Genomic DNA, 24,026 nt, shown 5'->3' on the forward strand with positions numbered 1-24,026 from the left:
GCAACCGCGTTCCCATCCCTGTCGATCGGCTGTCCATGCTCGCTTTCTTCCGCCGCCTTACCCATTCGAAGGTCGGCGTGATCATCACGTTCCTGGTACTCGGCGTGATCGCGCTCGCGTTCGCGGCGGGGGACGTCACCGGGCTCAGCTCGATGACCGGCGGTGCCGGGATCACCGGCGGCGACGTCGCCAAGGTCGGCAAGGCGGACGTCACCGCGAACCAGCTGAAGACGCAGGCGCAGACCGAGATGGAGGGCTTCCGTCAGCAGCAGCCGACGCTCGACATGGCGACCTTCGTCAACCAGGGCGGCTTCGACGGCACGCTCGACCGGATCATCTCCAGCATGGCGCTCGAGCAGTTCGGCCGTGCGCAGGGCATGGTCGTCAGCAAGCGCGCGATCGATGGCCAGATCGCCAGCATCCCCGCCTTGCAGGGCCCGACCGGCAAGTTCGACGAGAATCTCTACCGCCAGGTGCTCGCCCAGCGGAAGCTGACCGACGCGCAGATCCGCAGCGATATCGAGCGTGACACCTTCGCGCAGCAGCTGACTCTGCCCTCGAACGGCGCGACTCAGGTCGCCAGCCAGCTCGCGCTCCCCTACGCGTCGCTGCTGCTCGAAAAGCGCACCGGCACGATCGGCTTCATCCCCGCCGCCGTGGTCCCCGCCGGCCCAGCGCCAAGCGATACGGACCTCAACACCTTCTATCAGCGCAACATCGCCCGCTATACCGTCCCCGAGCGCCGCGTCGTCCGCTACGCGATGATCACGCCCGAGGCCGTCAAGGCACAGGCCGTCCCGACCGACGCCGAGATCGCCAAGACCTACCAGCAGGACAGCGCACGCTACGCCGCGACCGAGAAGCGTGACATCACGCAGGTCGTCGTCGCCGACCAAGCCGGTGCCGCCGCGATCGCCGCCAAGGTGAAGGGTGGCACCAGCCTCGCCGACGCCGCTCGCGGTGCCGGTCTCGAAGCCTCGACCCAGACCGGTGTCGAGAAGGCTGCCTATGCCGGAACGACGTCCGCGCAGGTCGCCGATGCCGTCTTCGCGGCCGCCAGCGGTGCAGTGATCGGCCCGGTCCGCACGCCACTCGGCTGGACCGTCGCCAAGGTCGACAAGATCGAAAAGGTCGCGGCGCGTTCGCTCGATCAGGTCCGTGGCGAGATCGCTGCCGCGCTCGGTATCCGCAAGTCGGCCGAAGCGTTGTCGGCTATCCACGACAAGATCGACGATTCGCTGTCGAAGAATGCGACGTTCGACGAAGTCATCGCCGACCAGAAGCTCGCGGCCGTCACCACGCCCGCGCTGATCGCCAGCGGCATCAATCCCGACGATCCCGCCAGCAAGCCAGACCCTGCGCTGACGCCACTCGTCGCCGCAGCGTTCCAGGCGGCCGATGGCGACGGCTCGCAGCTGGTCCAGGTCGGCACCGATGGCGGTTTCGCCGTCGTCGCGCTCGGCCGCGTCGTCCATTCCGCCCCGCGTCCGCTGGCACAGGTTCGCGCCGCGGTGCTCAAGGACGTGACCGCCGATCGCGCTCGCCAGGCCGCCCGTCGCGTCGCCGGCGAAGTGCTCGCGCGCATCAACAAGGGTATGCCGATCCAGCAGTCGCTGGCGCAGACCAAGCTGCCGATGCCGCCTGCCCGTACGCTGACCGCTGCCCGTGCGCAGCTCGCCGCCGATCCGCGCGGTGCACCGCCCGCACTCGCGCTGATGTTCAGCATGGCGCCGAACACCGCTAAGACGCTGGCCGCCCCCGACGACAGCGGCTGGTTCGTCATCAAGCTCGACAACGTCCAGAGCGGCAACGCGGCTGGCAACGACGCGGCGATCAAGGCAGCGCGCGGCAACATCGCCCGCTCCGTCGGTCGCGAATATGTCGAGCAGTTCGCCAAGGCGGTCCGTGCCGATGTCGGCGTGAAGACCAACCCGTCCGCACTCGCGCGCGTCCGTGCCGATTTGCTCGGCCAGGGCGGCGCCGGGAACTGATCGTATGACGAGCGCGCTTGAAGCCTTGGCCGAAGGGCGTCCCGCGCTCGTCTGGCGTCGTCAGGTCGCTGACACCGAAACGCCGGTCGCCGCCGCGCTGAAGCTCATCGAGCCCGGGCGCGGCGACTTCCTGCTCGAATCGGTCGAGGGCGGCGAGACCCGCGGCCGCCATAGCCTGATCGGCCTCGCCCCCGACCTGCTGTTCCGCGCGCATGGCCACAGCGCCGAGATCAACCGCAACTGGGCAACCGATCGCGAGACGTTCGAGCCATGCCCGGTGCCCACGCTCGATGCGTTGCGCGCGCTGGTTGCGGAATGTCGCGCGGAGGTCCCCGCCGAACTGCCGCGCGCGCTCGCCTGTCTCGTTGGCTATTTCGGCTATGAGACGATCGGCTTGGTCGAGACTCTGCCGCAGCCGCCGGTCGACCCGCTCGGCCTGCCCGACATGATCTTCGTACGGCCGACCGTCATCCTCGTGTTCGATCGCCTGACCGACGCGTTGTACCTCGTCGCACCCGCCTGGCCCGATCCCGCCCGCGATGCCGACGCTATCGTGACCGAAGCCGAGGAGCGTCTCGACGCGGTCGCCGCCAAGCTTGCCAGTACGCCGGTCCCCGCGCCGATCCGCGCGGACGTCGCCGAACCGACCTACACGCCCGCGCTCCCCGAAGGCCGCTACGGCGAGATGGTCGCCGCGGCGAAGGACTACATCCTCGCCGGTGACATCTTCCAGGTCGTGCTCGCGCAGCGCTTCAGCACGCCGTTCGCACTGCCGCCGTTCGAGCTTTATCGCTCGCTCCGTCGCATCAACCCGTCGCCGTTCCTGTATCACCTCGACCTCCCCGGCTTCGCGCTGATCGGCTCGAGCCCCGAGATCCTCGTCCGCGTCCGCGACGACGAAGTGACGATCCGCCCGATCGCCGGCACGCGGCCACGCGGCAAGACCGCCGCCGAGGACGAGGCGAACCGCATCAGCCTGCTCGCCGACCCGAAGGAGCGTGCGGAACACCTGATGCTGCTCGATCTCGGCCGCAACGACGTTGGCCGCGCCGCGGCACCGGGGTCCGTGAAGGTGACGGCCAGCTACGGCGTGGAATTCTACAGTCACGTCATGCACATCGTCTCGAACGTCGTCGGCACGCTGTCCCCCGACAAGGACGCGCTCGACGCGCTGTTCGCCGGGTTCCCGGCCGGGACGGTCAGCGGCGCGCCGAAAGTCCGTGCCTGTCAGATCATCGCTGAGTTGGAACCCGAACGCCGCGGTGCGTACGCGGGCGGTGTCGGATATTTCTCGCCCGACGGCTCGATGGACTCCTGTATCGTCCTCCGCACTGCGGTGGTGAAGGACGGCACGATCCACGTCCAGGCCGGTGCCGGCATCGTCGCCGACAGCATCCCCGAATACGAACAACGCGAATGTGAGGCCAAGGCCGGCGCGATCTTGGCGGCAGCACGGGAAGCCGTCAGCCGAGCTAAGGCGTCGGGCTTCGGCCAGTAGACCATAGCCGATTAGCGCCACCCCGGCGAAGGCCGGGGCCCAGTTGGAAAGGCCGTAGTAACGAAGCGCAGCGATCCGTTGGCGCCGTTCCCCAACTGGGCCCCGGCCTTCGCCGGGGGGGGGGTGTACATCTCAAAATCTCTTACGAAAAAAAGCTTACGGCGTCGTATTCGTCTCGCTCGCCGGCGCACGACGCTCCTGGGCATAGGCATTGTTCCGCGCGAGGAAGCAGCCGGACTGGCCGCCGGTCCCGACCGCCGAGCACGTATCCGGCAACCCGCCAGCAACACGCCCTAGCTGATCCATCGACGCCGCACGATTGACCCAGCTCTGGTTCTGCGCCGCGATCGGCTTGTCGTCGCGCAACTGCTTCGGGATGCGATACGGCTGGTCGAGCGTCGAACACACCACGACTTCACCCGCGGTCGACTTCGGGCACGCCTGGTCCCCGGTCAGCGTCACGCTGCGGATGCGCTGCGGCGGGGTGTCGACCTGCGCCTCCTGCGCGTACGCCATGGCGGGGAATGCGATCAGTGCGGCGAGGACGGCGGTACGAAACATGGATCAGGCTCCTTTGAGCGAATAACGTCCGTCATGCAGCATTGCTCCGCACTGAATGATGGTCGCCTGCCCAGGCGATATAGGAACCGCCATCGCCGTTCGCGACCTAGCCTAGGACAATTAGCGCCGAACCGTCCCGGCCGAGCGCTGTTGCACCGCGCTCCGCATCGGCTATGGCGGCGCCATGATCCTCGTCGTCGACAATTACGACAGCTTCACCTGGAACCTCGTCCATTATCTGATGGAACTGGGTGTCGAGGTCGAAGTCGTCCGCAACGATGCGATCTCCGCCGGGCAGGCTCTGTCGTCGGGCGCGGACGCGTTCCTCATTTCCCCCGGCCCCTGCACGCCGACCGAGGCGGGCGTAAGCCTCGATCTGGTCGCCGCCTGCGCGGACGCCGGCAAGCCGCTGCTCGGCGTATGCCTCGGCCACCAGGCGATCGGCCAGCATTTCGGCGGCAAGGTCGAACGCGGCGGCCTCATGCACGGCAAGACCTCGCCCGTCGTCCACGACGATACCGGGCTCTACGCCGGCCTGCCCTCGCCGTTCATCGCCACGCGCTATCACTCGCTGATCGTCAACGCAGTCCCCGACACGCTGGTCGTCAACGCGACCGCGCAGGACGGCACGGTCATGGGCTTCCGCCACAAGACCCTGCCGATCCACGGCGTCCAGTTTCACCCGGAAAGCATCGCGACCGAGCATGGCCACGAGATGCTCGCGAACTTCCTCAAGATGGCGAACATCCCCCACCAACTCCCCTCCCGCCTGCGGGAGGGGTCGGGGGAGGGCCGCGCCGCACCCACGACCTTAGCTGAACAGGAAGCCCCTCCCCTAACCCCTTCCGCAAGCGGGAGGGGAATGTGACCACCGTCGCCCTGCTTCCCGACCCGTTCTCCCCCCTCTCGCGCGAATCCGCCCGCGAAGCGTTCGCCGACATCCTCGACGCCCGCGCGAGCGACGACGCGATCGCCACCTTCCTCACCGATCTGGCGACCCGCGGCGAAACCAGCATCGAGATCGCCGAAGCCGCGCGCGCGCTCCGCAACCGAATGATCCCGATCGACGCCCCCGCGGGCGCGATCGACGTCTGCGGCACCGGCGGCGACGGCCACCACACGCTTAACGTCTCGACCGCCGTCGCGCTGGTCGTCGCGGCAACGGGTGTCCCGGTCGCCAAGCACGGCAACCGCGCCGCCTCCAGCAAGGCCGGCGCCGCCGACACGCTCGAAGTCCTCGGCCTCGACATGGACCGCGCCGGCGCCACCGCGGAGGCAAGCCTCAACGAAATCGGCATCGCCTTCCTGTTCGCCGCCAACCACCATCCGGCGATGAAGCGCATCACCCCGATCCGCCAACGCATAGCCAAGCGCACCATCTTCAACCTGATGGGCCCGCTTGCCAACCCGGCCGGCACCACCCGCCAGCTCATCGGCATCGCTCGCCCCGACTACGTCACGCTCTACGCCGAAGCACTCGAACAGCTCGGCACCGAAGCCGCGTTGGTCGTCTCGGGCGAAGAAGGCCTCGACGAACTGTCGGGCGCCGGCCCAAGCATCGTCGCCTCGGTCGGCACCGTCGCGCTCCCCGGCAAGGTTACCCCCGAAGACGCCGGCCTCACCCGCCACGCCATCACCGACATCCGCGGCGGCGACGCACACCACAACGCCGACGCACTCCGCCGCCTGCTCAAGGGCGAGGCCGGCGCCTACCGTGACGCCGTCCTGCTCAACGCCGCCGCCGCCTTGATGGTGGCCGGCACCGTCCCCAATCTTGTCGACGGCGCGGCCAAGGCTGCCGCCGCCCTCGACACCGGCAGCGCCGACGCGCTGCTCGCCCGCTGGATCGCCTACTGACATGACCATGCTCGACCGTATCCTCGAGACCAAGCGCGCCGAAGTTGCCGCGCGCAAGGCAACCACCTCGCTCGCCGACATTGATGCCGGCATCGCCCGCATGTCGAAGCCGCGCGGTTTCCGGGCCGCGCTAGACGCGAAGACCGGCTACGCGCTGGTCGCAGAGGTCAAGAAAGCGAGCCCCTCGAAAGGCCTGATCCGCGCCGATTTCGATCCCGTAGCCCATGCCCGCGCCTACGAAGCTGGTGGCGCCGCATGCCTGTCGGTCCTGACCGACGAAAAGTGGTTCCAGGGCTCCGATGCCTATCTGACCGCGGCGCGCGACGCTGTTTCGATCCCCGTCCTGCGGAAGGACTTCATGGTCGACCCGTGGCAGTCGACCGAGGCGCGCGCGATCGGCGCCGACTGCATCCTGATCATCGTCGCCGCGCTCGACGACATCCAGATGGCCGAGATCGAAGCCTCCGCGCTAGAATGTGGCATGGACGTGCTGGTCGAAGTCCACGACGCGCACGAGATGGAGCGCGCGCTGCGGCTCAAGTCGCGCCTGATCGGCGTCAACAACCGCGACCTGCGCGACTTCTCGGTCGACTTCCAGCGCACCTACGACCTCGTCGGCAAGGCGCCCAAGGACTGCACCTTTGTCGCCGAGAGCGGGCTCACGACGCGCGCCGAACTCGACGCGATGGCCGCGCACGACATCCACTGCTTCCTGATCGGCGAAGCGCTCATGCGCCAGGACGACGTCGAAGCCGCTACTCGGGCGCTCGTCGGATGACCGGCCTAACCCACATCGACGAAGCCGGCGCGGCGAGAATGGTCGACGTCGGCGGCAAGGCGGTCACCGCCCGCGAAGCCGTAGCCTCCGGACGCATCACCATGTCCGCCGAAGCCGCCGCGGCGATCGGCGCCGGCACTGCAAAGAAGGGCGACGTCCTCGCCGTCGCGCGCGTCGCCGGCATCATGGCGGCCAAGCGCACCAGCGACCTGATCCCGCTTTGCCACCCGCTCCCCCTCACCAAGGTAGAAATCGACCTGGTCGTCGACGAAACCGGCGTAACCGCCACCGCTAGCGCCTCGACCGAAGGCAAGACCGGCGTCGAGATGGAGGCGCTCACAGCAGCCACGGTAACGCTCCTGACGATCTACGACATGGCCAAAGCGATCGACAAGACGATGGTCCTCACCGACATCCGCGTCCGTGCAAAGTCCGGCGGAAAATCCGGCAACTGGACCGCGTAAAACAAAACCCTCTCCCCCAGGGGAGAGGGAAAGACGCCAAAGTCGGCGAGGGTGAGGGCAAGCCAAGCCAAGCAGAACGCGCTTAGCTAAAGCCCCTTAGTCATCATCGATAGACCAGTCGTGGCTCTCGACGATCGTCGACTCGACCGGCCGCCCCGCCGCATCCAACGACGGGTCGTACCGGAATCGCTGCTCGATCAACCGACACGTCAGTGCATCAAGCTCCCGGCTCCCGCTAGACCGAGTCACCCGACACCCCGACACGCGCCCATTGGTTTCAACCACGTACCGCACGAATACGCGCCCTCTGATCCCGGTCTCCGCACCGTCATCCGGATAATCCGAATCCTTCAACCGCCCCTTTCGCCACCGCGGCGGCGTCTCCTCGCCACCCCCGCCGTCGCCATCGCCATATCCCCCACTCCCGGTGCCATTGCCGATCCCCCCACTCCCGGTCCCCGGCCCGCGAATATCCGAAGCGCCCGCCGTCGCCTGCGCCCCCACCCCAGCCTTCTCCGCGACCACGACCGGCGGCGGTATAACGACTGGCACCACCGGCGGCGGCGCCACCACCTCCGTAGCCTTCGACTTCAGATTAGGCGGCGACGCAGCCCCCTCCGGCTTCCGACTAGGCGACGGTCGAGGCCTCACCTTCTCCTCGGGCGGCGGTGGCGGGGGCGGCGCCGCATCGAACACCTTCAACGCATCGCTCACCGCCGCCGGCATCGTCACCACCAGCCCGTTGAGCAGCGCATAGCCCAGCACCCCCGGCAACAGGACAGCACCCACCGCCGCCCCGATCCTGTCTCTCGCCCGAGGCTGATTACGTGTCATCATACTGATCTGGTGTCTCTTTCCCCCAAACAAAGCCCCGTTCAGGATGAACCGGCGCTGGCCGAGCGTTTGGAGAAGACGATGCCGACTAGCCCGAACTCCTTGTCGGGCCGCGGAGAAAACAGCGGAACACTATCAGCACCACCCCGGCGAAGGCCGGGGCCCAGTTGGGAAAGCCGAAGTAATCCGTAGCGACCGCTCCGCCAAACCCATGTTTCACCGCGAAGGCGGGGACCCAGACTGGACTCCCGCCTTCGCGGGAGAACAAGGGTGCACCAGCCGCGCCGGACCGCCCCGCCGCCCTCCGAAACCCCAACAACACCTGTCCTACGTCCCAAACCCATGGCAAAGCGCCAGACACGCCAAAACTCCCCTCCCGCCGGACCTTCTACCGGACGAGACCGTTCCAAACCTGACCCCCAGAACCGCACCCGCCAAATGTCTCCCAGCGTGTGAACTTCCTGCACTTCCAGCAGGAGAGCCGCCCAAAAACAGAGTCTTACGCATGACCCTAGTCCCCGTCGCAGAAGCCCAGACCCGCCTCTTCGCCATGGCCCCCCGCGTCGGCCACGAGACCGTGACGCTACGCGAAGCCGCTGGCCGCTGGGCCGCCGAGAACATCCTCGCCCGCCGCACGCAGCCCGCCGCAGACCTGTCCGCGATGGACGGCTACGCGATCCGTTACGCCGACCTCCCCGGCCCCTGGACCGTCATTGGCGAAAGCGCCGCCGGCCGCCCCTTCGCAGGCCAGGTCGCCCCGGGCCAAGCCACCCGCATCTTCACCGGCGCCGCCATGCCCGAAGGCACCGACACCGTCATGGTCCAGGAAGAAGCCGAGCGTGACGGCGAAACCCTGATCCTAGCCGGCGAAGGCCCCCCGACGCTCGGCCGCAACACCCGCCGCAAGGGCCTGGATTTCTCCACCGGTACCCGCTTGATCGCTGCCGGCGACCGCCTCAGCCCCGCGCGCATCGCCGTCGCCGCAACCGGCGGCCACGGCAGCCTCACCGTCAACCGCCGCGTCCGCGTCGCCGTCGCAGCCACCGGCGACGAACTCGTCCCCCCCGGCTCGACTACCGACGGCGTCGCGCTTCCCGAATCGAACGGCATCATGCTCGCCGCGATGCTCGCCGACATGCCGGTAGACATCATCGATCTCGGCATCCTCGCCGACAATCTCGAGATCCTCCGCGAAGCCTTCGCCAGCGTTCAGGCAGACCTGCTCGTCACCACCGGCGGGGCATCGGTTGGCGATCACGACCTAGTCCGCCCGGCGATCGAAGCCGCCGGCGGCACGATCGACTTCTGGCGGATCGCGCTGCGCCCCGGCAAGCCGATGATGGCCGGCCGGATCGGCGACATGATGGTGCTCGGCCTCCCCGGCAACCCGGTCTCCGCGTTCGTTACCGCGACGTTGTTCGTCAAACCCGTCGTCGCGCACATGGCCGGCGCACGCGACCCGCTCCCCCAGTCGACGCACGCGCTGCTCGGCGAAGACCTCCCCGCCAACAACGCCCGCACCGACTATCTCCGCGCCGAACTCCGCGACGGCAAAGCCTATGCCTCCACGATCCAGGACAGCTCGATGCTGCTCACGCTCGCCCGCTCGACGTGCCTGATCGTCCGCCCCGGCAACGCACCCGTCGCAAAGACAGGCGAATCGGCGGAAATCCTCGTGATCGCGTGAAGCGAGCGCTTGACGGCGTTAATTATGTTCCATAGAAGTTCCCAGTCTGTTCCGGACGGAGAACCGCCATGCTCACGCGCAAGCAGCACGAACTCGTCTGCTTCATCAACGATCGCCTCAACGATACCGGCGTCTCGCCGTCGTTCGAGGAGATGAAGGACGCCCTCGACCTCAAGTCGAAGTCGGGCGTCCACCGTCTGATCAGCGCGCTCGAGGAGCGCAACTTCATCCGCCGCCTGCCAAACCGCGCGCGCGCGCTCGAAGTGCTGCGCATGCCCGAACGTGCGGAAAAAAAGACGCCGTCCAAGCCATCGAACGTGAAGGCAGCCCCCGCCGCTGCAACGCCACAACCGGCCAACGACGTCATCGAGATCCCCTTGCATGGCCGCATCGCCGCCGGCGTCCCGATCGAGGCGTTCGAGGGCAGCACGATGCTAGCCGTCCCCGCCGCGCTGCTCGGCACCGGCGAACACTACGCACTCGAGGTTTCGGGCGACTCGATGGTCGAAGCCGGCATCCTCGACGGCGACTACGCCCTGATCCGCCGCACCGAAACTGCCCGCGACGGCGAGATCGTCGTAGCCCTGATCGAAGACAGCGAAGCCACTCTAAAATACTTCCGTCGCGAAGGCGCCATGGTCCGCCTCGACCCGGCAAACCGAGCCTACGACCCCCAACGCTACGCCCCCGCCCAAGTCCGCGTCCAAGGCAAACTCTCCGGCATCCTCCGCCGCTACGACTGAACTGCCTGGACCGGCCTCCGTCATCACGACGCAGGCCGGTTTCGGTTTCTGGTTGCTCGGGAAAAGCGACAGCCTAGCCTTAAGCCAAGTCGCTTCTCCGGCCGACAACAGCGGCCGGATCTCTTGGGCAAGTTAAGCGAGATGTACTGGGCGTGTCGAAAAGCGGCTAGTTTTTCGACACGCCCAACCAGCCCCCAAGCGTCCGGAAGCCCCTCTCACGCTCTGATGCATAGTCGCGTTCTCGACTCGAATGCCCAATCTCTGCGTCTCTGCGCCTCTGCGCGAACATCTCGTCCTCAATCTTCAGCGCGGCCGAAGAATTGGTTTACGTGGAGACGCGGAGGGGTTGCGCTTAGGGAAAACGAAGCACCTCCAAACGTCTTCGGAAGGAAGACTAAACAGTCCCCAGCCCGAGCCACCCCGTCATACAACAACCTTCTCCGCGTCTCCGCGTGAACCAGTTCGTCTTGCTGTGACCGCACGGGAAGACGAAAGATTTTGTTCAGGCGAAGGCGCAAAGGCGCGAAGATATGGTGCCTGGATCAGCGCTTACCGGCTTTCGCTGGCGGCAAAAAACTGACGTCGGCTTATCGTTCATGGAGGTGTAAGGCCTCCCAAGCCGCATCACCTTCGCGCCTTTGCGCCTTCGCGTGAACAGTTCTATTTTTGACGGCCTTGGCCGGCGCGAAACGCCGATACAGTACCGTGAAACCGATCATGGCGCGGCCTAAACGAGGACGCGGTGCGTTCGAGGAGAGGCGGATCGCGCCAGGGGTGACGATCGCCTGCGTTCAGGATGGTCACGACTGTCCCGCTCCCCAAGGTCAGCGCGACGCCGCCCGTACGCCGAAGGACACGACGATCCAGTTTCAGCCACCGCGGTACACACCGTTTCGGCAGACCGCGTTCGCTGACGACGACATCGGCGCCGTGACAGGCGGCGATGAACTCAGCAATCGGAACCATATAGGCGCTGCGGGTCGCGAGGATGCGCCACGTCCGTCCCCGTGCGGCGATATCGGTGACGCACAGATCGCGACTGCACCGCGCATCGGGTTGGTCCGCCAGCAGCAGCGGCTCGCCATCCACCCCGCCATTCTCGGCCAGCATGTCGCGCGTGTAGTCGCCCGCTCGGTCGCGCAGCATCGCGAGCCCCGCCGCGGTTCGTACCGCAACGTGGCGCCCGTCTCCCGTCACCAGAACGTCAGGCGCTGGCGTGGTCAGCGCCCAGACCGCGCCGGCTGCTAGCGGCATCAGCCCGAGGCGTCGCCACCGCGTCCGCCAGAGCGCAATCCAAATCCCCCCGACGATCATCAGCGCGAACGCCGCCGTCGGCATCGCGGGCAACGACCGCACCGAACCTGGTGCGCTGGCAACACCGTGTGCCAGCCACAGCAGCGCATCGAGCGATCGCTGCACCAGCCACCATATCGGCGCCCCGAGCCCGGCCGCATCGAGCAGCAACGCCAAAGCTTCCAGCGGCATAACGACGAAGGTCGTCAAGGGAATGGCGACGATGTTGGCGAACGCGCCGTAGAGCCCGGCCTTGTGGAAATGATAGACCGCGATCGGCATGAGCGCGAACTCGACGAGCAGGCCGGTTAGCAACAGCGATGCTACCCCACGAGCGAGACGGCGCGGTCGGCCCTCCTCGTGTGGCCCGAAGAATACGCGAATCGCTGGATGTTCGTGCAGCGCCATGATTGCGGTGATTGCCGCAAACGAAAGCTGGAAGCTCGGTCCCGCCGCCGATTCGGGCAGCACGAGCATGACGCACGCCGCCCCCGCCGCGACGAGGCGCAAGGTCATCGCCTCACGCCCCATTGCGAGCGCCGCCAGCACAAGCAATGCCGCCACGCACGACCGGATCGTCGGGACCTGGCTACCGGTCAACAACGTATAGCCGATCGCTGCCGCCGCTCCCGCCAACGCAGCGATCAAAGGCAAGCGCGCATGTAGCGCCAACCACGGGCTCAGCGCCAGCAGCCGCAGCACGATCAACATCGTCGCCGCCACCGCCGCGGTGATGTGCAATCCGCTCACCGACAGCAGATGCGCGAGTCCGGCGCGGCGCATCGCTTCCGAATCCTCCTCGCTGATCGCACCGACGTCGCCGGTTGCGAGCGCTGCAGCGATACCGCCTGCGCTGCCGTCCAGTCGCGACACAATATGGTGCGACAACGCGACACGGATACCGGCTCCCGATTCGCTTCGCGTCGTCACGACTATTGGTGCGAAGCCCCGCCCCGTCGCACCGATCTCGCCGAACCACGCGACCCGGGCGAAGTCGTAGGCGCCGGGCACCGCAGGCAGTGGCGGCGGCATCAGCCGGGCTCGCAGATGCACGACCGCCCCAGGCCCCAACAGCTTAGGCGCATCCGCCTCCGCCAGATTGACGCGGACGCGGTATGGCAGGGCAACCGGTTGCCCGTCGGTCTCCGCGCCTTTCCCGATCGGCAGCAGCGTCAGCCGGACCAGCTTCCGCGCGACCAGCGGTTCGATCGCCTCCACCTTGGCCGAGAAACTCGCGATCGTCGGGCCGCCCAACACCGGCCGCGCTACCGACTCCGAGCGCGCCCAGATCAGCCCAAGCCCCAACGCCGTCGTCAGCAACCCGATCGCCAGCGACCGCGCCGCGCGGCCGCCCTGCCCCACTGCGAGGCACCCCAACCCGCTCGCCACCAACAGCAGCATCGCCACGGACCACGCCGCCGGGTCCGGCAACGCGAACCACAACGCGATCCCGCCACCCAGCATCACCGGCAGCCACAACACCAGCTGGTCGCGCTCCACCTCGAGCCAGCGTTCCACGGCAAGCCCGACGACAGCCCCCCATCGCGGCACGCCCATTTGTCGCCGCCAAGGACGCATGCTAGGGGCGGCGACGGCTGTCATGGCCATCGTTTCTCCATCGTTTCATCAGTCTGGGAGCACCCGCGGTTGGGCGCAATATCTGATACGGGCACCGCCGCTTCGGCCGCACCCGTGGTTACCCGTTTCGCTCCGTCGCCGACGGGGTTCCTGCATCTCGGCGGCGCGCGCACCGCGCTGTTCAACTGGCTGTTCGCCAAGGCGAACGGGGGTAAATTCCTGCTGCGGATCGAGGATACCGACCGGGTCCGCTCGACCCAGCCGGCGATCGACGCGATCATCGACGGCATGCGCTGGCTCGGGCTCGACTGGGACGGCGACGTCGTCATGCAGTTCGCGGGCGCCGAGCGTCACGCGCAGGTCGCCCACGAGATGGTCGCGAACGGCCACGCCTATCGCTGCTACATGACCAACGACGAGATTGCGGCGATGCGCGCCGAGGCACAGGCCGCGAAGAAGCCGCTCCGCATCCGCAGCCCCTGGCGCGATCGCCCCGAGAGCGAAGCGCCGAACCTTCCCCACGTCGTCCGCCTGCGCGCGCCGCAGGAAGGCGCCGTCACGATCGAGGACCGCGTGCAAGGTGCGGTCACGGTCAAGAACGAAGAGATCGACGACCTCGTCCTGCTGCGCTCGGACGGCACGCCGACCTACATGCTCGCGGTTGTCGTCGACGATCACGACATGGGTGTGACGCACGTCATCCGCGGCGACGATCACCTCAACAACGCGTTCCGCCAGTTGCCTATCTACCGCGCGATGGGCTGGCCTGAGCCGATCTACGCGCACATCCCGCTGATCCACGGCCCCGATGGCGCCAAGTTGTCGAAGCGTCACGGCGCGGTCGGCATCGAAGCGTATCGCGACGAGATGGGCATCCTTCCCGAGGCGTTCGACAATTACCTGCTCCGGCTCGGCTGGGGTCACGGCGACGACGAGATCATCAGCCGCGAGCAGGCGGTCGAATGGTTCGACCTGTCGGGCGTCGGCAAGTCGCCGTCGCGCTTCGACCTGAAGAAACTCGAAAACCTCAACGGGCATTATATCCGTGAGGCCGACGATGCACGGCTGGCTCAACTTGCCGCCGACCGGCTCGGTCACGACCTGCCGAGCGGCGGACTCGATCTTCTGACCCGCGCGATGCCCGTCCTGAAGCCGCGTGCCGCAAACCTGAACGAGCTGGCCGAAGGATCGAATTTCCTGTTCAGCCAGCGTCCTTTGGCGATGGATGACGCCGCGGCGAGCCTTTTACAGGGTGAAGCGAGTGCGATTTTGGTCAATGTCCATGCCGAACTTGACGCGCTCGCCACGTGGGATACGGAAGCGCTCGAAGGCGCGGTACGGCGCGTGGCCGAAGCGCGGGGCGTCAAGCTCGGCCAGGTCGCACAGCCGCTTCGCGCCGCGCTGACGGGACGCAAGACGTCGCCGGGGATCTTCGATGTGCTCGACCTGCTCGGGCGCGACGAGAGCCTGGGACGGATCGCCGACCGGATGGCTAGCTGATAAGATTTCGAGGAAGGATACAAGCATGAGCGAGACCGCAACCCTCAAGGTCGACGGCAAGGATTTCGAGTATCCGGTGATGTCCGGTACGGTCGGACCCGATGTCATCGATATCCGCAAGCTGTACGCGCAGACGGACAATTTCACCTATGATCCGGGCTTCACTTCGACGGCGTCGTGCCAGTCGAAGCTGACCTATATCGATGGTGACGCGGGCACGCTGCTGCACCGCGGCTACACGATCGGCGAGTTGGCCGAGCAGTCGAACTTCATGGAGGTCGCGTACCTCCTGCTCAACGGCGAACTGCCGAGCGAAGACGAGCTGGCGAACTTCTCGACCACGATCACGCGCCACACGATGGTACACGAGCAGCTTGCGCAGTTCTTCCGTGGCTTCCGCCGCGACGCACATCCGATGGCGATCCTGTGCGGTGTCGTCGGCGCGCTGTCGGCCTTCTATCACGATTCGACCGACATCCACGATCCGGCGCAGCGCGTCATCGCGTCGCACCGCCTGATCGCCAAGATGCCGACGATCGCCGCGATGGCGTACAAGTACAGCGTCGGCCAGCCGTTCGTCTATCCGGACAACACGCTGAGCTACACCGGCAATTTCCTGAAGATGACGTTCGGCGTCCCCGCTGAGAAGTACGTCGTGAACCCGATCGTCGAAAAGGCGATGGACCGCATCTTCATCCTCCACGCCGATCACGAGCAGAACGCGTCGACCTCGACTGTCCGTCTCGCCGGCTCGTCGGGCGCCAACCCGTTCGCGTGCATCGCCGCCGGCATCGCCTGCCTGTGGGGCCCCGCGCATGGCGGTGCGAACGAAGCCGCGCTCAACATGCTGCATGAGATCGGCACCGTCGACCGCATCCCCGAGTACATCGCCCGCGCCAAGGACAAGAACGATCCGTTCCGCCTGATGGGCTTCGGTCACCGCGTCTACAAGAACTACGATCCGCGCGCGGCCGTCATGCAGACGACCGTCAAGGAAGTGCTCGGCGAACTGGGCGTCACCGACCCCGTGTTCGACGTCGCGATCGAGCTCGAGCGTCTGGCGCTCAGCGATCCGTACTTCATCGAGAAGAAGCTGTTCCCGAACGTCGATTTCTACTCGGGCGTGATCCTGTCGGCGATCGGCTTCCCGACCTCGATGTTCACCGTCCTCTTCGCGCTCGCCCGCACCGTCGGCTGGGTCGCGCAGTGGAACGAGATGATCACCGATCCCGACCAGAAGATCGGCCGTCCGCGCCAGCTCTACAGCGGCCCGACCGCGCGTGACTACGTCCCGATGGCGTCACGCTGATGAAGACGCTCCGGCCGATCCTGATGGTCGTCGGCGTGCTCTGCGCGCTGATGGGTTTGCTCTGGATCGGTCAGGGGCTCGGGTACGTCCACTGGCCGCAGTCGAGCTTCATGCTCGACCAGCGGCCATGGGCGGATCGCGGCGCATTCCTTGCCGCGTTCGGCCTCGCGTTGATATTAGTGGCGCGCCGGATCCGCCGGTAACGTCAGCACGAACCGCGCGCCTTCGCCGGGCGCGCTCTCGACCGTGAGATTCCCCTGCATCGCCCGCGCGAGACGCCGTGCGATATACAGGCCGAGCCCGTTACCGCCGGCCTCCGACGGATCGACCCGCTCGAACTTCTCGAAAATCCGCACCTGATCCTCGGGCGCGACTCCCTTGCCCTTATCCGCGACCGCGACGACCGCATGGGTCTGCGTGCGCGTCACCGTGACGATCACCTGCGCACCGCGTGGCGAGTAACGCACCGCGTTGCCGACCAGATTGACCAGAACCTGTAACACGCGGCGGAAATCGCCGAGCGCCGGAACACGCACGTCCAGCGCCGGGCGCGTGATCGTGACGCCTGCGTTCGCCGCGCGCACCGACAACAGCCCGGCCGCCCGTCGCGCCACATCGGCAAGGTCGATCGGCTCGGGCAACAGCGCAAAATCTGGCCGCTCGACCGCCTGGAGATCGACGAGGTCATCGACCAGTTCGAGCAGATGCCGTCCGGCGCTGGCGATATCCGCGGCGTAATCCGCGTAATCGCCCTGCACCGGGCCATCCGCCTGCGCATTGATGCTGTCTGCGTTGGCGACAATACGCGCGAGCGGAACCCGCAACGCCTTGTCGAGTCCGCTCGTAAAGGTCGGCGACAGTGTATCGGCCGAGGCAGCAGGGGACGGCGCGTCTTCGACCACCATGCGTGCAGCGCCAACGAACCCGGCAAAGTCGCCCGCCGCATCGTGTCGAACATTGGCCGTCAACGTCACCGCGCGTCCGGAACTCCGCAGCCGCGCGGGCTGCGCCGTCATCGGGCGTCGCCGGGCGAGAGAATCGAGGATCGGCAAAGCCCCATCCGTACCGGCATCCAGCGAAAACATCGCCGTCAGCGGTTGGCCGAGCAGCGCGAGGGCGTCGAACCCGTGCTTCGGCCCTGCATCGAGCGTGACAAACGTCAGCCGCAGCGCGGAATCCGTCTCCCACCGCCAATCCGTATCGCTGCCGTGGAAATCGTCCTGCGTATCCGGCGACGGTCGGGCCGGCCGCCAAGCCGCGATCTCGCGCCAGCCGCTCACCGTCAGCCGTACGTTCTCACCATCCGGTTGAGCCCGCACCCAGAGGTCCACATCCGTTTCGTCGTCCGCGACGACCACGCCGCGCGACACGACGATCCCCAGCCGACGCGCCAACCGGGCGATCGTCGCAAGCTGCGGCACCGCGAGTGGCGCACCGCGCATCCCGCCCGCCCGCTGGTTGAGCGCAACCAGCGCCGGGTCCGCAAACGACAGCGAACCGTCGGGCGCCACGATCGCGTGCGCAATCGGACTTTCGATCGAAGGGTCGAACACGCTCATCGCCGATCCGTACGCGCCAGAGCGCGCAACGCCATCCGAAAATCGCGGTTCAGCGCCAATGGCGCGAGCGACGCACGTGCATCCTCGACCCCGACCGACACGATCGCATCGAGCGCATCTGCAAACGCCTCGATATCGCGCCGCGGATCCGCCTCCGATAGCGCCAGCCCGATCCGTGCGATCGTCGGCCGATCGAGATCGATCGCACGCAACGCCAGCCACAGCCGATCGCCCTCCGGGTCCAGCGTGATCGCCCGCGCCTGATCGAACGCGATCCCGATCGCATGCGCCAGCACCGCGACGAACAACGACAGCCGCCGGTCGCCGATCGATTCGACCAGTACCGCGGGCAGTTCGTTCGGTCGGGCATCGAGCGCACCGGCAAGCCGCGTCGCCACCGCATCGGGCCGCTCGCCCTCGTCATGCGCGGCGAGACTACGCTGCGCCGCATCGGTGATCGCCCGGTCGCTTTCCCCCGTGACGGACTTCAAGCCGTCGCGCACGGCCGCCGCCACCCACCAGACCAGCCGGTGATGCAGTTCGGCGGGTAACTCACTGCCCCCGACCGATCCCTGCTCGTTCGCCACCCGCCGCCGGCTTTCCGCAGCCAGCAATGCAGACGCCGCCGATGCCACCACGCTGTCCGGCACCCCCGCCAGCCTCACCAGCAGGCTCGCTTCGTCGGGTTCCGCGACCTCGACCGGCAACGACGCGGCGATCAGGTCATGGCGTACGCGCGCGATCAGTTCGTCCATCAATTCTTCATCGCGGAGCAATCCCGCACGCGTTAGCCGATCCAGAACGCCCCCCGCCCCGGCCTTCAACATCGCCTCGCCGGCCTGCGTCGCGCCGCCGCCCGCCAGCAGTCGTGCGGCATGTCGGCGGATATCCCATTCGATCGCCCCGACGATCGCGCCAAGCACCTGCGCGAGCATCAGTCGCGTCCGGTCGTCGAGCCGTGCATCGGCATCGAGAAAGAAATCCGCGATCGTTCCGGTCAGCCGCGCGTCCGCGCGCAGGCGTGCATCCTCCGCTCGCGCAACGGGATCATAGGGCGACACGACGTCGCGCACTGGGTCTGGACCGACCGACATGATCCCGTGCTTAGCCTCCGGACGTTAAGGTCCGCCTAAGGCGTTCGGCGAAGTCGCTCGATCACGACCGCCAGCGTCGCGGTCGCATACACCGCGGTCAGGCCGAGCCCGAACACCGGGAACCCCAGGATCGCGAACAGCGCGACGATCAACAGATAGGCTGCCGGACTTCCCCACCACATCTTCCGTTCGCGCTCGAGTATGGCGCGTTCGGCCAGCGCGCCGATCGCGACGAGCGCGGTACCGATCGCCAATGCGGTGTTGTTTCCCGCATAGCCACTGACGAAAAACGCGAAGACCAGGATCGATGCCGCCGCCACGCCGCCGATCGCGAGGGTCTGCCCACGGGCCATCGGCGCATCGTCGCGAAGTCCACTGAGCACCGAGCCGAGTGCCAAGGCTATGCATCCTACGAGCGACAGGACCAGGCCGATCGACGGCAGCCCGAAGCCGATCGTCACCAATCCGGCCACGCCCAGCGCTGCGCCGACCGCTCCAACGGTTGTACCAGCCGCACCGCGATCGACCAGCAGCGGCAAAGCGAGCCGCGCGATCGGTGCGAGAACAAAGCGGTCGAACCAGCCTCGCCGCCCCGACACGATCGTCATCAGCACCGCGCGCCCGCGCTCTTCCAGCGTCCGCGCCTGGCGCTCGATCCCGTGCCCACCGCGCACCGCATCGGTCGGCAACAGCACGTGTGTCGCGCGCGACTGCACTGCGAACCGCAACAGCGACGACTGGAGATCGTAATCCTGCGGCAAGCCCGCGACTTCGGCGATCCGGCTCGAACTCAGCCGAGCGACGCCGGCCCACGCCATGTGCCCGCCGACACGCTCGAACCCCGGCCCCGCGTCGCTCTCGGGGACGACGAGCAGGCAGTCGCCCTCTTCGACCGCCATCGCCTTGACGATCGCGTCGGTGGTGACGAGCCCGTCGCCGAGCATGAGCACCGGTGCCAGCGGGTGAAGTTTCTCGCCCGCTTCCATCGCGGATCGTACCGTATCGACGCTCACGCCGCGTCGTCCGATGCGGTTGATCGCCCCGAGCAATTCTGGGGTCATGCGCGCGACGACGATGATGATCTGCGAAACGCCGGCGGCGATCAGCAACCGCGCCTGATACTCGATCAACGTCACGCCGCTGAAGGGCAAGGTCGCAGCAAGACGATCGGGGCGATCGTCGGCGTCATGAATTGCAAATAATAGGCCGGCAAGCATTGCAGGCTGTTAGGCGGTACGCGCCGTCCTGCAAAGCCCGCGTTCGGCCGAACCGCCCTGCGCCAAGGCTCGGTTCGGCGTTGAGGGCACGAAACCGCACGTCGATCGATGCTCGAATTCTCGCGCGTTCCGTCGATCAAGGGTCCCTGACCTTATGGTCGCCGGATCGTACGCCGTGCCGCCCTGCTTACCGGACGGATGAACGCGCAAGGATCGCATCATCCGTTTTGTCCCGCCGCAATTCATGATACTTCCGCAGTTCATGAACGGGGGTTCGTCAATGATCGGGTTTCGCGCGTCGGCAGGCAATGCCCATCCCATTTGCGCGGATATCGTGATGGATCCGGTGATAGAAAACATGTCCGACACCGTCACAGAATCCAGTTTCGATGAGGTTTATGAAGACCCTGCGCCCGACCGCGGACGCCTTTACGTAGGTATCGCGGTTGCCGTCGTGGTCGTCTGGCTGGCGGCGATGCTGTGGCTCGCGCGCCGTTCGCTTGCGACGATCGAGCCGGTTGCCTTGGTCCAGTTCATCGCTGCGCTTTGCGTCGTCCCCGCGCTGATCGGCATCGTCTGGCTGCTCGCGATGCGCACCAGCCGTAGCGAGGCGCACCGGTTCGGCATCACCGCGCAGGCGATGCGTGACGAGGCCGCCAGCCTCGAACGCACCGTCGCCGCCTTGTCGAACACGATCGACGCCAACCGCCAGCAACTCGCCGAGCAATTGAACGCGTTGATGGCGATGGGCGGTGGCGCGACCGAACAACTCGCGGCGATCGGCCGCGGCATGGTCTCCGAGATTGACCAGGCCGCCGCGCACGCGCGCAATCTCGCGACCTCGACTGCCGGCGCGCAGACCAGCCTCGGCGTCCTGATCGCCACCCTCCCCCGCGCGCAGGCGGATATCGACGACGTCGCCAAGCGCCTCGAACGCACCGGGCTGTCTGCGAGCGAACACGCCGCAGCGCTCGACGCGCAGATCGTAGCGCTGGCCGAACGCGGCCGAGACGCCGACGCGATGGCGAGCGGCGCCGCACAGCGCCTCGCCGCGCATATCGTCCGCATGGAGGCGACCAGCCAGACTGCCGGCGCGCATCTCGAATCAGTCACCGACGGCATGTCCGCAGCAGTCGACGCACTGCTCAACCGCACCGCCGACGCGGTCGATCACTCGCGCCGTGGCATCGCCGCGCAGGGTGACGCGATGCTGGCGATGGTCGGCGCGAACCAAGCCGCACTCGACAGCGCCGCTCGCGACAGCGCCGAAGCGCTCGCCAAGCGGATCGCCAGTGTCGAGGACGCGATCGAACGCGTCGCGATCCGTCTCGACCTGCAACGCAGCGCCGGCGACCGTATCGTCGACGATCTTCACACCGGACTCGGCGAAGTCGAATCCCGGATCGAACTGCTCCATCGCCACGGCACCGAGCGCACGCAGGATCTCGCGGTATCGATCAGCGCGCTAGGCGGCTCCGCGGATGCCATGACCGAAGCGCTTCGGGCTGGCGACGACATGGCGCACCGGACTATCGCGACGACCGAAACACTGCTCGTCGCCCTCGACTCTGCCGCGCGCGAAATCGACGAAACGATGCCAGCCGCACTCGGCCGCCTCGATACGCAGGTCCTCGCCAGCAAGAGCATCGTCGTTTCGGCACGCCCCGAACTGCTCGCGCTCGTCACTGCCGCGGAGAGCACGCACGACGCGATCGAGGCGATCGCCGGGGTGATCGGCGAACAGCGCCATGTGCTCGACACGCTCTCGACCGACCTGCTCAACACGCTCAACACAGGCCGCGCGAAGGCCGATGCGCTCGGTCACATGGTCGACGAGGCGATCGGCCGGACTCAGCATTTCGTCGAAGACGCCGCGCCGCAGTTGATCGAGGCGCTCCACCGCGTCCGCGAGACCGCTGCCGTCGCCGCCGACGAGGCGCGCGAGACGCTGTCGAAGGTCATCCCCGAAGCCGCCGCCGCACTCGAAGCGGCCAGCGCCGACGCGATGCGCCGCGCGACCAACGACACTGTGGAACGCCAGGTCAAGGCGCTCACCGACGCCACCGGTGCCGCGGTCGACGCCGCCACAGGCGCGACCGAACGCCTCGCGCGCGAAGTCCAGGCGATCGTCGACCAGACCGCGATCGTCGAAACGCGGCTCCAGGAAGCGCGAACCGAGCGCGAGGACGCCGATCAGGACACCTTCGCACGCCGCGTCTCTCTGCTGATCGAATCGCTAAATTCGGCGTCGATCGACATCACCAAGGCGATCGCCCCCGAAATCTCCGACAGTGTCTGGGGAGCATATCTCAAGGGCGACCGCGGTGTCTTCACCCGACGTGCCGTCCGTATCCTGGACGCCAGCGAAGTCCGCGAGATCGCCGGTCTCTATGACGAGGACGAGCCCTTCCGCGAGATGGTCAACCGCTACATCCACGATTTCGAAGCAATGCTCCGCACGATCCTGACGCAACGCGACGGCTCGCCGCTCGGGGTCACGTTGCTGTCGTCCGACATGGGCAAGCTGTACGTCGCACTGGCACAGGCCATCGAACGCCTGCGCTAGTCCCGTCGACCGTCGCTGTTTCGGCTGGCCTATCGGCAGGACATCTCCGTCGCCCCGGACTGGTTCCGGGGTCCACCCTTCAGCACACCCATGACCATCGAGCATGTGGAACGGTGGATGCCGAAACGAGCCCAGCATGGCAGAGAAATTGGCTGATCTGGTTGCTCCCAACGCGCTGCCACACGAGCAAACACATAGGAGTCGTCGAAATAATCCAGCGTCACCGCTGACGCGGCCTTCGCCGGGGGAGCAATCCGCGGACCGGACAATTATTTTGAGGTTCACATGCCAAGACTGAACAACAAGATCTGCGTCGTAACCGGCGCAGCGCGCGGTATCGGCCGCGCCATCGCGGAGCGGTTCCATGACGAAGGCTCAATCGTCATCCTCACCGGCATCGACGAAACCGCTGGCGTCGAAACTGCGGCGGCGATCGGCTGCCGGTTCGAAAAGCTGGACGTCCGCGAGGAGGCGGATTGGCAGCGCCTCGCGGAGATCGTTCCGGTGGTCGACGTGCTCGTGAACAATGCGGGCGTAACTGGTTTCGAGCAAGGCATGGTCGCGCATGATCCCGAGCATGCGACCTTGTCGGATTGGCGCGCGGTCCATGCGGTCAACCTTGACGGCACGTTCCTCGGCTGTCGCTATGCGATCGGTGCGATGAAAACGGGGGGTACCGGCTCGATCATCAACATCTCGTTGCGGTCGGGGCTGGTCGGCATTCCCCTCGCTGCAGCCTATGCGTCGTCAAAGGCGGCGATCCGCAATCACAGCAAGACGGTCGCGCTGTATTGCGCGCAGCAGGGGTGGAAAATCCGCTGCAACTCGGTGCATCCAGCAGCGATTCTGACGCCGATCTGGGAGCCTATGCTCGGGGATGGGATGGACCGGGAGACGCGGATGGCGGCTCTGGTGGCCGATACGCCGTTGAAGCGGTTCGGGATGTCGGACGAGGTGGCTGCGGTCGCGGTAATGCTCGCGTCGGACGAGGCGACGTATATCACGGGGACCGAGATCAGTATCGACGGCGGTTTGCTGGCAGGGTCCGCTGCCACGCCGGGATAACGCCGACCGTGTGATCCTCCCCTGCCAGGGGGAGGTGGCACGAAGGTGACGGGGGGAGGATACGGAGCAGAGGTTTGCGCTTACCTCCCCCTCCGTCTGGCAATAGCCAGCCACCTCCCCCTTGCGGGGGAGGATCGCTAAGGTAATTCAGCGCGTGACCATGTTCCCGCGGTCGAACAGGTCGACGCTCTGTGGCGTAATCCACCCGTACGAATAGTTCAGCTGGAACAACACAAACAATACCGTCGCGACCACAGTCACCCGCCACGCCGTCCGCCCCGACCGAAACTCGTGCGGCGCGCTTTCGGCCTGGCCGGGGACGTGTTCGCCCCCGACCTCACGCGTCGTCTTTACGCCGAACGGCAGGACCAGGAACACCGAGAACGACCAGAACAGAACGTAGATCGCGAGTGCCGAGGTCCAGCGCACCCG

Annotated in this window: 20 protein-coding genes; 13 read left to right on the top strand and 7 right to left on the bottom strand. The window is 66.8% G+C overall.

What is annotated here, in order from left to right:
- Positions 1-35 precede the first annotated feature (35 nt).
- Together E5673_RS13335 and trpE are read left to right on the top strand one after the other, a co-directional pair.
- Positions 36-1,991: a peptidylprolyl isomerase gene (locus E5673_RS13335; RefSeq protein WP_136190382.1), complete on the top strand. Its 1,956-nt coding sequence runs from the start codon at positions 36-38 to the stop codon at positions 1,989-1,991.
- A gap of 4 nt (positions 1,992-1,995) precedes the next feature.
- Positions 1,996-3,489, top strand: coding sequence for an anthranilate synthase component I (gene trpE / locus E5673_RS13340; protein ID WP_136190383.1), 1,494 nt, complete (start codon positions 1,996-1,998; stop codon positions 3,487-3,489).
- 156 nt (positions 3,490-3,645) lie between these two features.
- Here trpE and E5673_RS13345 read toward each other — a convergent pair whose 3' ends face one another.
- Positions 3,646-4,050, bottom strand: a complete 405-nt coding sequence (locus E5673_RS13345; RefSeq protein WP_136190384.1) for a hypothetical protein — start codon at positions 4,048-4,050, stop codon at positions 3,646-3,648.
- 184 nt (positions 4,051-4,234) lie between these two features.
- Here E5673_RS13345 and E5673_RS13350 point away from each other — a divergent pair, with 184 nt between their 5' ends.
- The 4 genes from E5673_RS13350 to moaC are packed head-to-tail and all read left to right on the top strand — an operon-like array spanning position 4,235 to position 7,149.
- Positions 4,235-4,918, top strand: a complete 684-nt coding sequence (locus tag E5673_RS13350) for an aminodeoxychorismate/anthranilate synthase component II (RefSeq protein WP_136190385.1) — start codon at positions 4,235-4,237, stop codon at positions 4,916-4,918.
- Positions 4,915-5,907, top strand: coding sequence for an anthranilate phosphoribosyltransferase (gene trpD, locus E5673_RS13355; RefSeq protein WP_136190386.1), 993 nt, complete (start codon positions 4,915-4,917; stop codon positions 5,905-5,907). The genes E5673_RS13350 and trpD overlap by 4 nt, the downstream gene beginning before the upstream one ends.
- Position 5,908: 1 nt before the next feature.
- The gene (gene trpC, locus E5673_RS13360; RefSeq protein ID WP_136190387.1) at positions 5,909-6,685 is read left to right on the top strand and encodes an indole-3-glycerol phosphate synthase TrpC; all 777 of its coding nucleotides are present in this window, start codon (positions 5,909-5,911) and stop codon (positions 6,683-6,685) included.
- Complete coding sequence (gene moaC / locus E5673_RS13365) at positions 6,682-7,149, top strand: cyclic pyranopterin monophosphate synthase MoaC (protein WP_136190388.1); 468 nt, start codon at positions 6,682-6,684, stop codon at positions 7,147-7,149. The genes trpC and moaC overlap by 4 nt, the downstream gene beginning before the upstream one ends.
- A 96-nt stretch (positions 7,150-7,245) precedes the next feature.
- Here moaC and E5673_RS13370 read toward each other — a convergent pair whose 3' ends face one another.
- A complete protein-coding gene (locus E5673_RS13370; RefSeq protein ID WP_247599386.1) occupies positions 7,246-7,938 on the bottom strand; it encodes an energy transducer TonB in 693 nt (230 codons plus the stop codon).
- A gap of 550 nt (positions 7,939-8,488) precedes the next feature.
- Between E5673_RS13370 and E5673_RS13375 the strand changes: the two genes are divergently transcribed.
- Together E5673_RS13375 and lexA are read left to right on the top strand one after the other, a co-directional pair.
- The gene (locus E5673_RS13375; RefSeq protein WP_136190390.1) at positions 8,489-9,670 is read left to right on the top strand and encodes a molybdopterin molybdotransferase MoeA; all 1,182 of its coding nucleotides are present in this window, start codon (positions 8,489-8,491) and stop codon (positions 9,668-9,670) included.
- A gap of 68 nt (positions 9,671-9,738) precedes the next feature.
- Positions 9,739-10,413, top strand: a complete 675-nt coding sequence (gene lexA, locus E5673_RS13380; RefSeq protein WP_136190391.1) for a transcriptional repressor LexA — start codon at positions 9,739-9,741, stop codon at positions 10,411-10,413.
- A 660-nt stretch (positions 10,414-11,073) separates the two neighbouring features.
- Here the strand turns inward: lexA and E5673_RS13385 are convergent.
- A complete protein-coding gene (locus tag E5673_RS13385) occupies positions 11,074-13,263 on the bottom strand; it encodes a ComEC/Rec2 family competence protein (RefSeq protein ID WP_210731874.1) in 2,190 nt (729 codons plus the stop codon).
- Between the two features lie 135 nt (positions 13,264-13,398).
- Here E5673_RS13385 and gltX point away from each other — a divergent pair, with 135 nt between their 5' ends.
- The 3 genes from gltX to E5673_RS13400 are packed head-to-tail and all read left to right on the top strand — an operon-like array spanning position 13,399 to position 16,296.
- Positions 13,399-14,784, top strand: a complete 1,386-nt coding sequence (gltX, locus tag E5673_RS13390) for a glutamate--tRNA ligase (protein ID WP_247599387.1) — start codon at positions 13,399-13,401, stop codon at positions 14,782-14,784.
- A 25-nt stretch (positions 14,785-14,809) separates the two neighbouring features.
- Entirely contained in the window at positions 14,810-16,093 is a 1,284-nt protein-coding gene (locus E5673_RS13395) for a citrate synthase (RefSeq protein WP_060524737.1), read from the top strand.
- On the top strand, positions 16,093-16,296 hold the full coding sequence (locus E5673_RS13400) for a hypothetical protein (RefSeq protein ID WP_056058354.1): 204 nt from the start codon (positions 16,093-16,095) through the stop codon (positions 16,294-16,296). The genes E5673_RS13395 and E5673_RS13400 overlap by 1 nt, the downstream gene beginning before the upstream one ends.
- Here the strand turns inward: E5673_RS13400 and E5673_RS13405 are convergent.
- From E5673_RS13405 to E5673_RS13415, 3 genes are read right to left on the bottom strand one after another with little or no spacing between them, the layout of a single operon-like run.
- Complete coding sequence (locus E5673_RS13405) at positions 16,270-17,652, bottom strand: HAMP domain-containing sensor histidine kinase (protein ID WP_136190392.1); 1,383 nt, start codon at positions 17,650-17,652, stop codon at positions 16,270-16,272. The two genes, E5673_RS13400 and E5673_RS13405, sit on opposite strands and share 27 nt — an antisense overlap.
- Positions 17,649-18,746: a DUF2336 domain-containing protein gene (locus tag E5673_RS13410; protein ID WP_136190393.1), complete on the bottom strand. Its 1,098-nt coding sequence runs from the start codon at positions 18,744-18,746 to the stop codon at positions 17,649-17,651. The genes E5673_RS13405 and E5673_RS13410 overlap by 4 nt, the downstream gene beginning before the upstream one ends.
- A 35-nt stretch (positions 18,747-18,781) precedes the next feature.
- Positions 18,782-19,963, bottom strand: a complete 1,182-nt coding sequence (locus tag E5673_RS13415) for a hypothetical protein (RefSeq protein WP_136190394.1) — start codon at positions 19,961-19,963, stop codon at positions 18,782-18,784.
- Between the two features lie 358 nt (positions 19,964-20,321).
- On the opposite strand from E5673_RS13415, the gene E5673_RS13420 reads away from it, so the two are divergent.
- Both E5673_RS13420 and E5673_RS13425 read left to right on the top strand, forming a co-directional pair.
- Positions 20,322-22,529, top strand: a complete 2,208-nt coding sequence (locus E5673_RS13420) for a hypothetical protein (RefSeq protein WP_247599388.1) — start codon at positions 20,322-20,324, stop codon at positions 22,527-22,529.
- Between the two features lie 285 nt (positions 22,530-22,814).
- Positions 22,815-23,594, top strand: a complete 780-nt coding sequence (locus tag E5673_RS13425) for an SDR family oxidoreductase (protein ID WP_136190396.1) — start codon at positions 22,815-22,817, stop codon at positions 23,592-23,594.
- Positions 23,595-23,741: 147 nt separating this feature from the next.
- Here E5673_RS13425 and E5673_RS13430 read toward each other — a convergent pair whose 3' ends face one another.
- Positions 23,742-24,023, bottom strand: a complete 282-nt coding sequence (locus E5673_RS13430; RefSeq protein ID WP_093397299.1) for a DUF1467 family protein — start codon at positions 24,021-24,023, stop codon at positions 23,742-23,744.
- Positions 24,024-24,026: the final 3 nt, after the last annotated feature.

Source organism: Sphingomonas sp. PAMC26645 (genome assembly GCF_004795835.1).
In the GTDB taxonomy this organism is placed as follows: domain Bacteria; phylum Pseudomonadota; class Alphaproteobacteria; order Sphingomonadales; family Sphingomonadaceae; genus Sphingomonas.

Excerpts from the sequence above, each read along its gene's own strand:
- E5673_RS13335 (WP_136190382.1), top strand. The coding sequence starts at position 36 with ATGCTCGCTTTCTTCCGCCGCCTTACCCATTCGAAGGTCGGCGTGATC.
- trpE (WP_136190383.1), top strand. The coding sequence starts at position 1,996 with ATGACGAGCGCGCTTGAAGCCTTGGCCGAAGGGCGTCCCGCGCTCGTC.
- E5673_RS13345 (WP_136190384.1), bottom strand. The coding sequence starts at position 4,050 with ATGTTTCGTACCGCCGTCCTCGCCGCACTGATCGCATTCCCCGCCATG.
- E5673_RS13350 (WP_136190385.1), top strand. The coding sequence starts at position 4,235 with ATGATCCTCGTCGTCGACAATTACGACAGCTTCACCTGGAACCTCGTC.
- trpC (WP_136190387.1), top strand. The coding sequence starts at position 5,909 with ATGACCATGCTCGACCGTATCCTCGAGACCAAGCGCGCCGAAGTTGCC.
- moaC (WP_136190388.1), top strand. The coding sequence starts at position 6,682 with ATGACCGGCCTAACCCACATCGACGAAGCCGGCGCGGCGAGAATGGTC.
- E5673_RS13375 (WP_136190390.1), top strand. The coding sequence starts at position 8,489 with ATGACCCTAGTCCCCGTCGCAGAAGCCCAGACCCGCCTCTTCGCCATG.
- lexA (WP_136190391.1), top strand. The coding sequence starts at position 9,739 with ATGCTCACGCGCAAGCAGCACGAACTCGTCTGCTTCATCAACGATCGC.
- E5673_RS13385 (WP_210731874.1), bottom strand. The coding sequence starts at position 13,263 with ATGGGCGTGCCGCGATGGGGGGCTGTCGTCGGGCTTGCCGTGGAACGC.
- E5673_RS13395 (WP_060524737.1), top strand. The coding sequence starts at position 14,810 with ATGAGCGAGACCGCAACCCTCAAGGTCGACGGCAAGGATTTCGAGTAT.
- E5673_RS13400 (WP_056058354.1), top strand. The coding sequence starts at position 16,093 with ATGAAGACGCTCCGGCCGATCCTGATGGTCGTCGGCGTGCTCTGCGCG.
- E5673_RS13405 (WP_136190392.1), bottom strand. The coding sequence starts at position 17,652 with ATGAGCGTGTTCGACCCTTCGATCGAAAGTCCGATTGCGCACGCGATC.
- E5673_RS13410 (WP_136190393.1), bottom strand. The coding sequence starts at position 18,746 with ATGTCGGTCGGTCCAGACCCAGTGCGCGACGTCGTGTCGCCCTATGAT.
- E5673_RS13415 (WP_136190394.1), bottom strand. The coding sequence starts at position 19,963 with ATGCTTGCCGGCCTATTATTTGCAATTCATGACGCCGACGATCGCCCC.
- E5673_RS13420 (WP_247599388.1), top strand. The coding sequence starts at position 20,322 with ATGTCCGACACCGTCACAGAATCCAGTTTCGATGAGGTTTATGAAGAC.
- E5673_RS13425 (WP_136190396.1), top strand. The coding sequence starts at position 22,815 with ATGCCAAGACTGAACAACAAGATCTGCGTCGTAACCGGCGCAGCGCGC.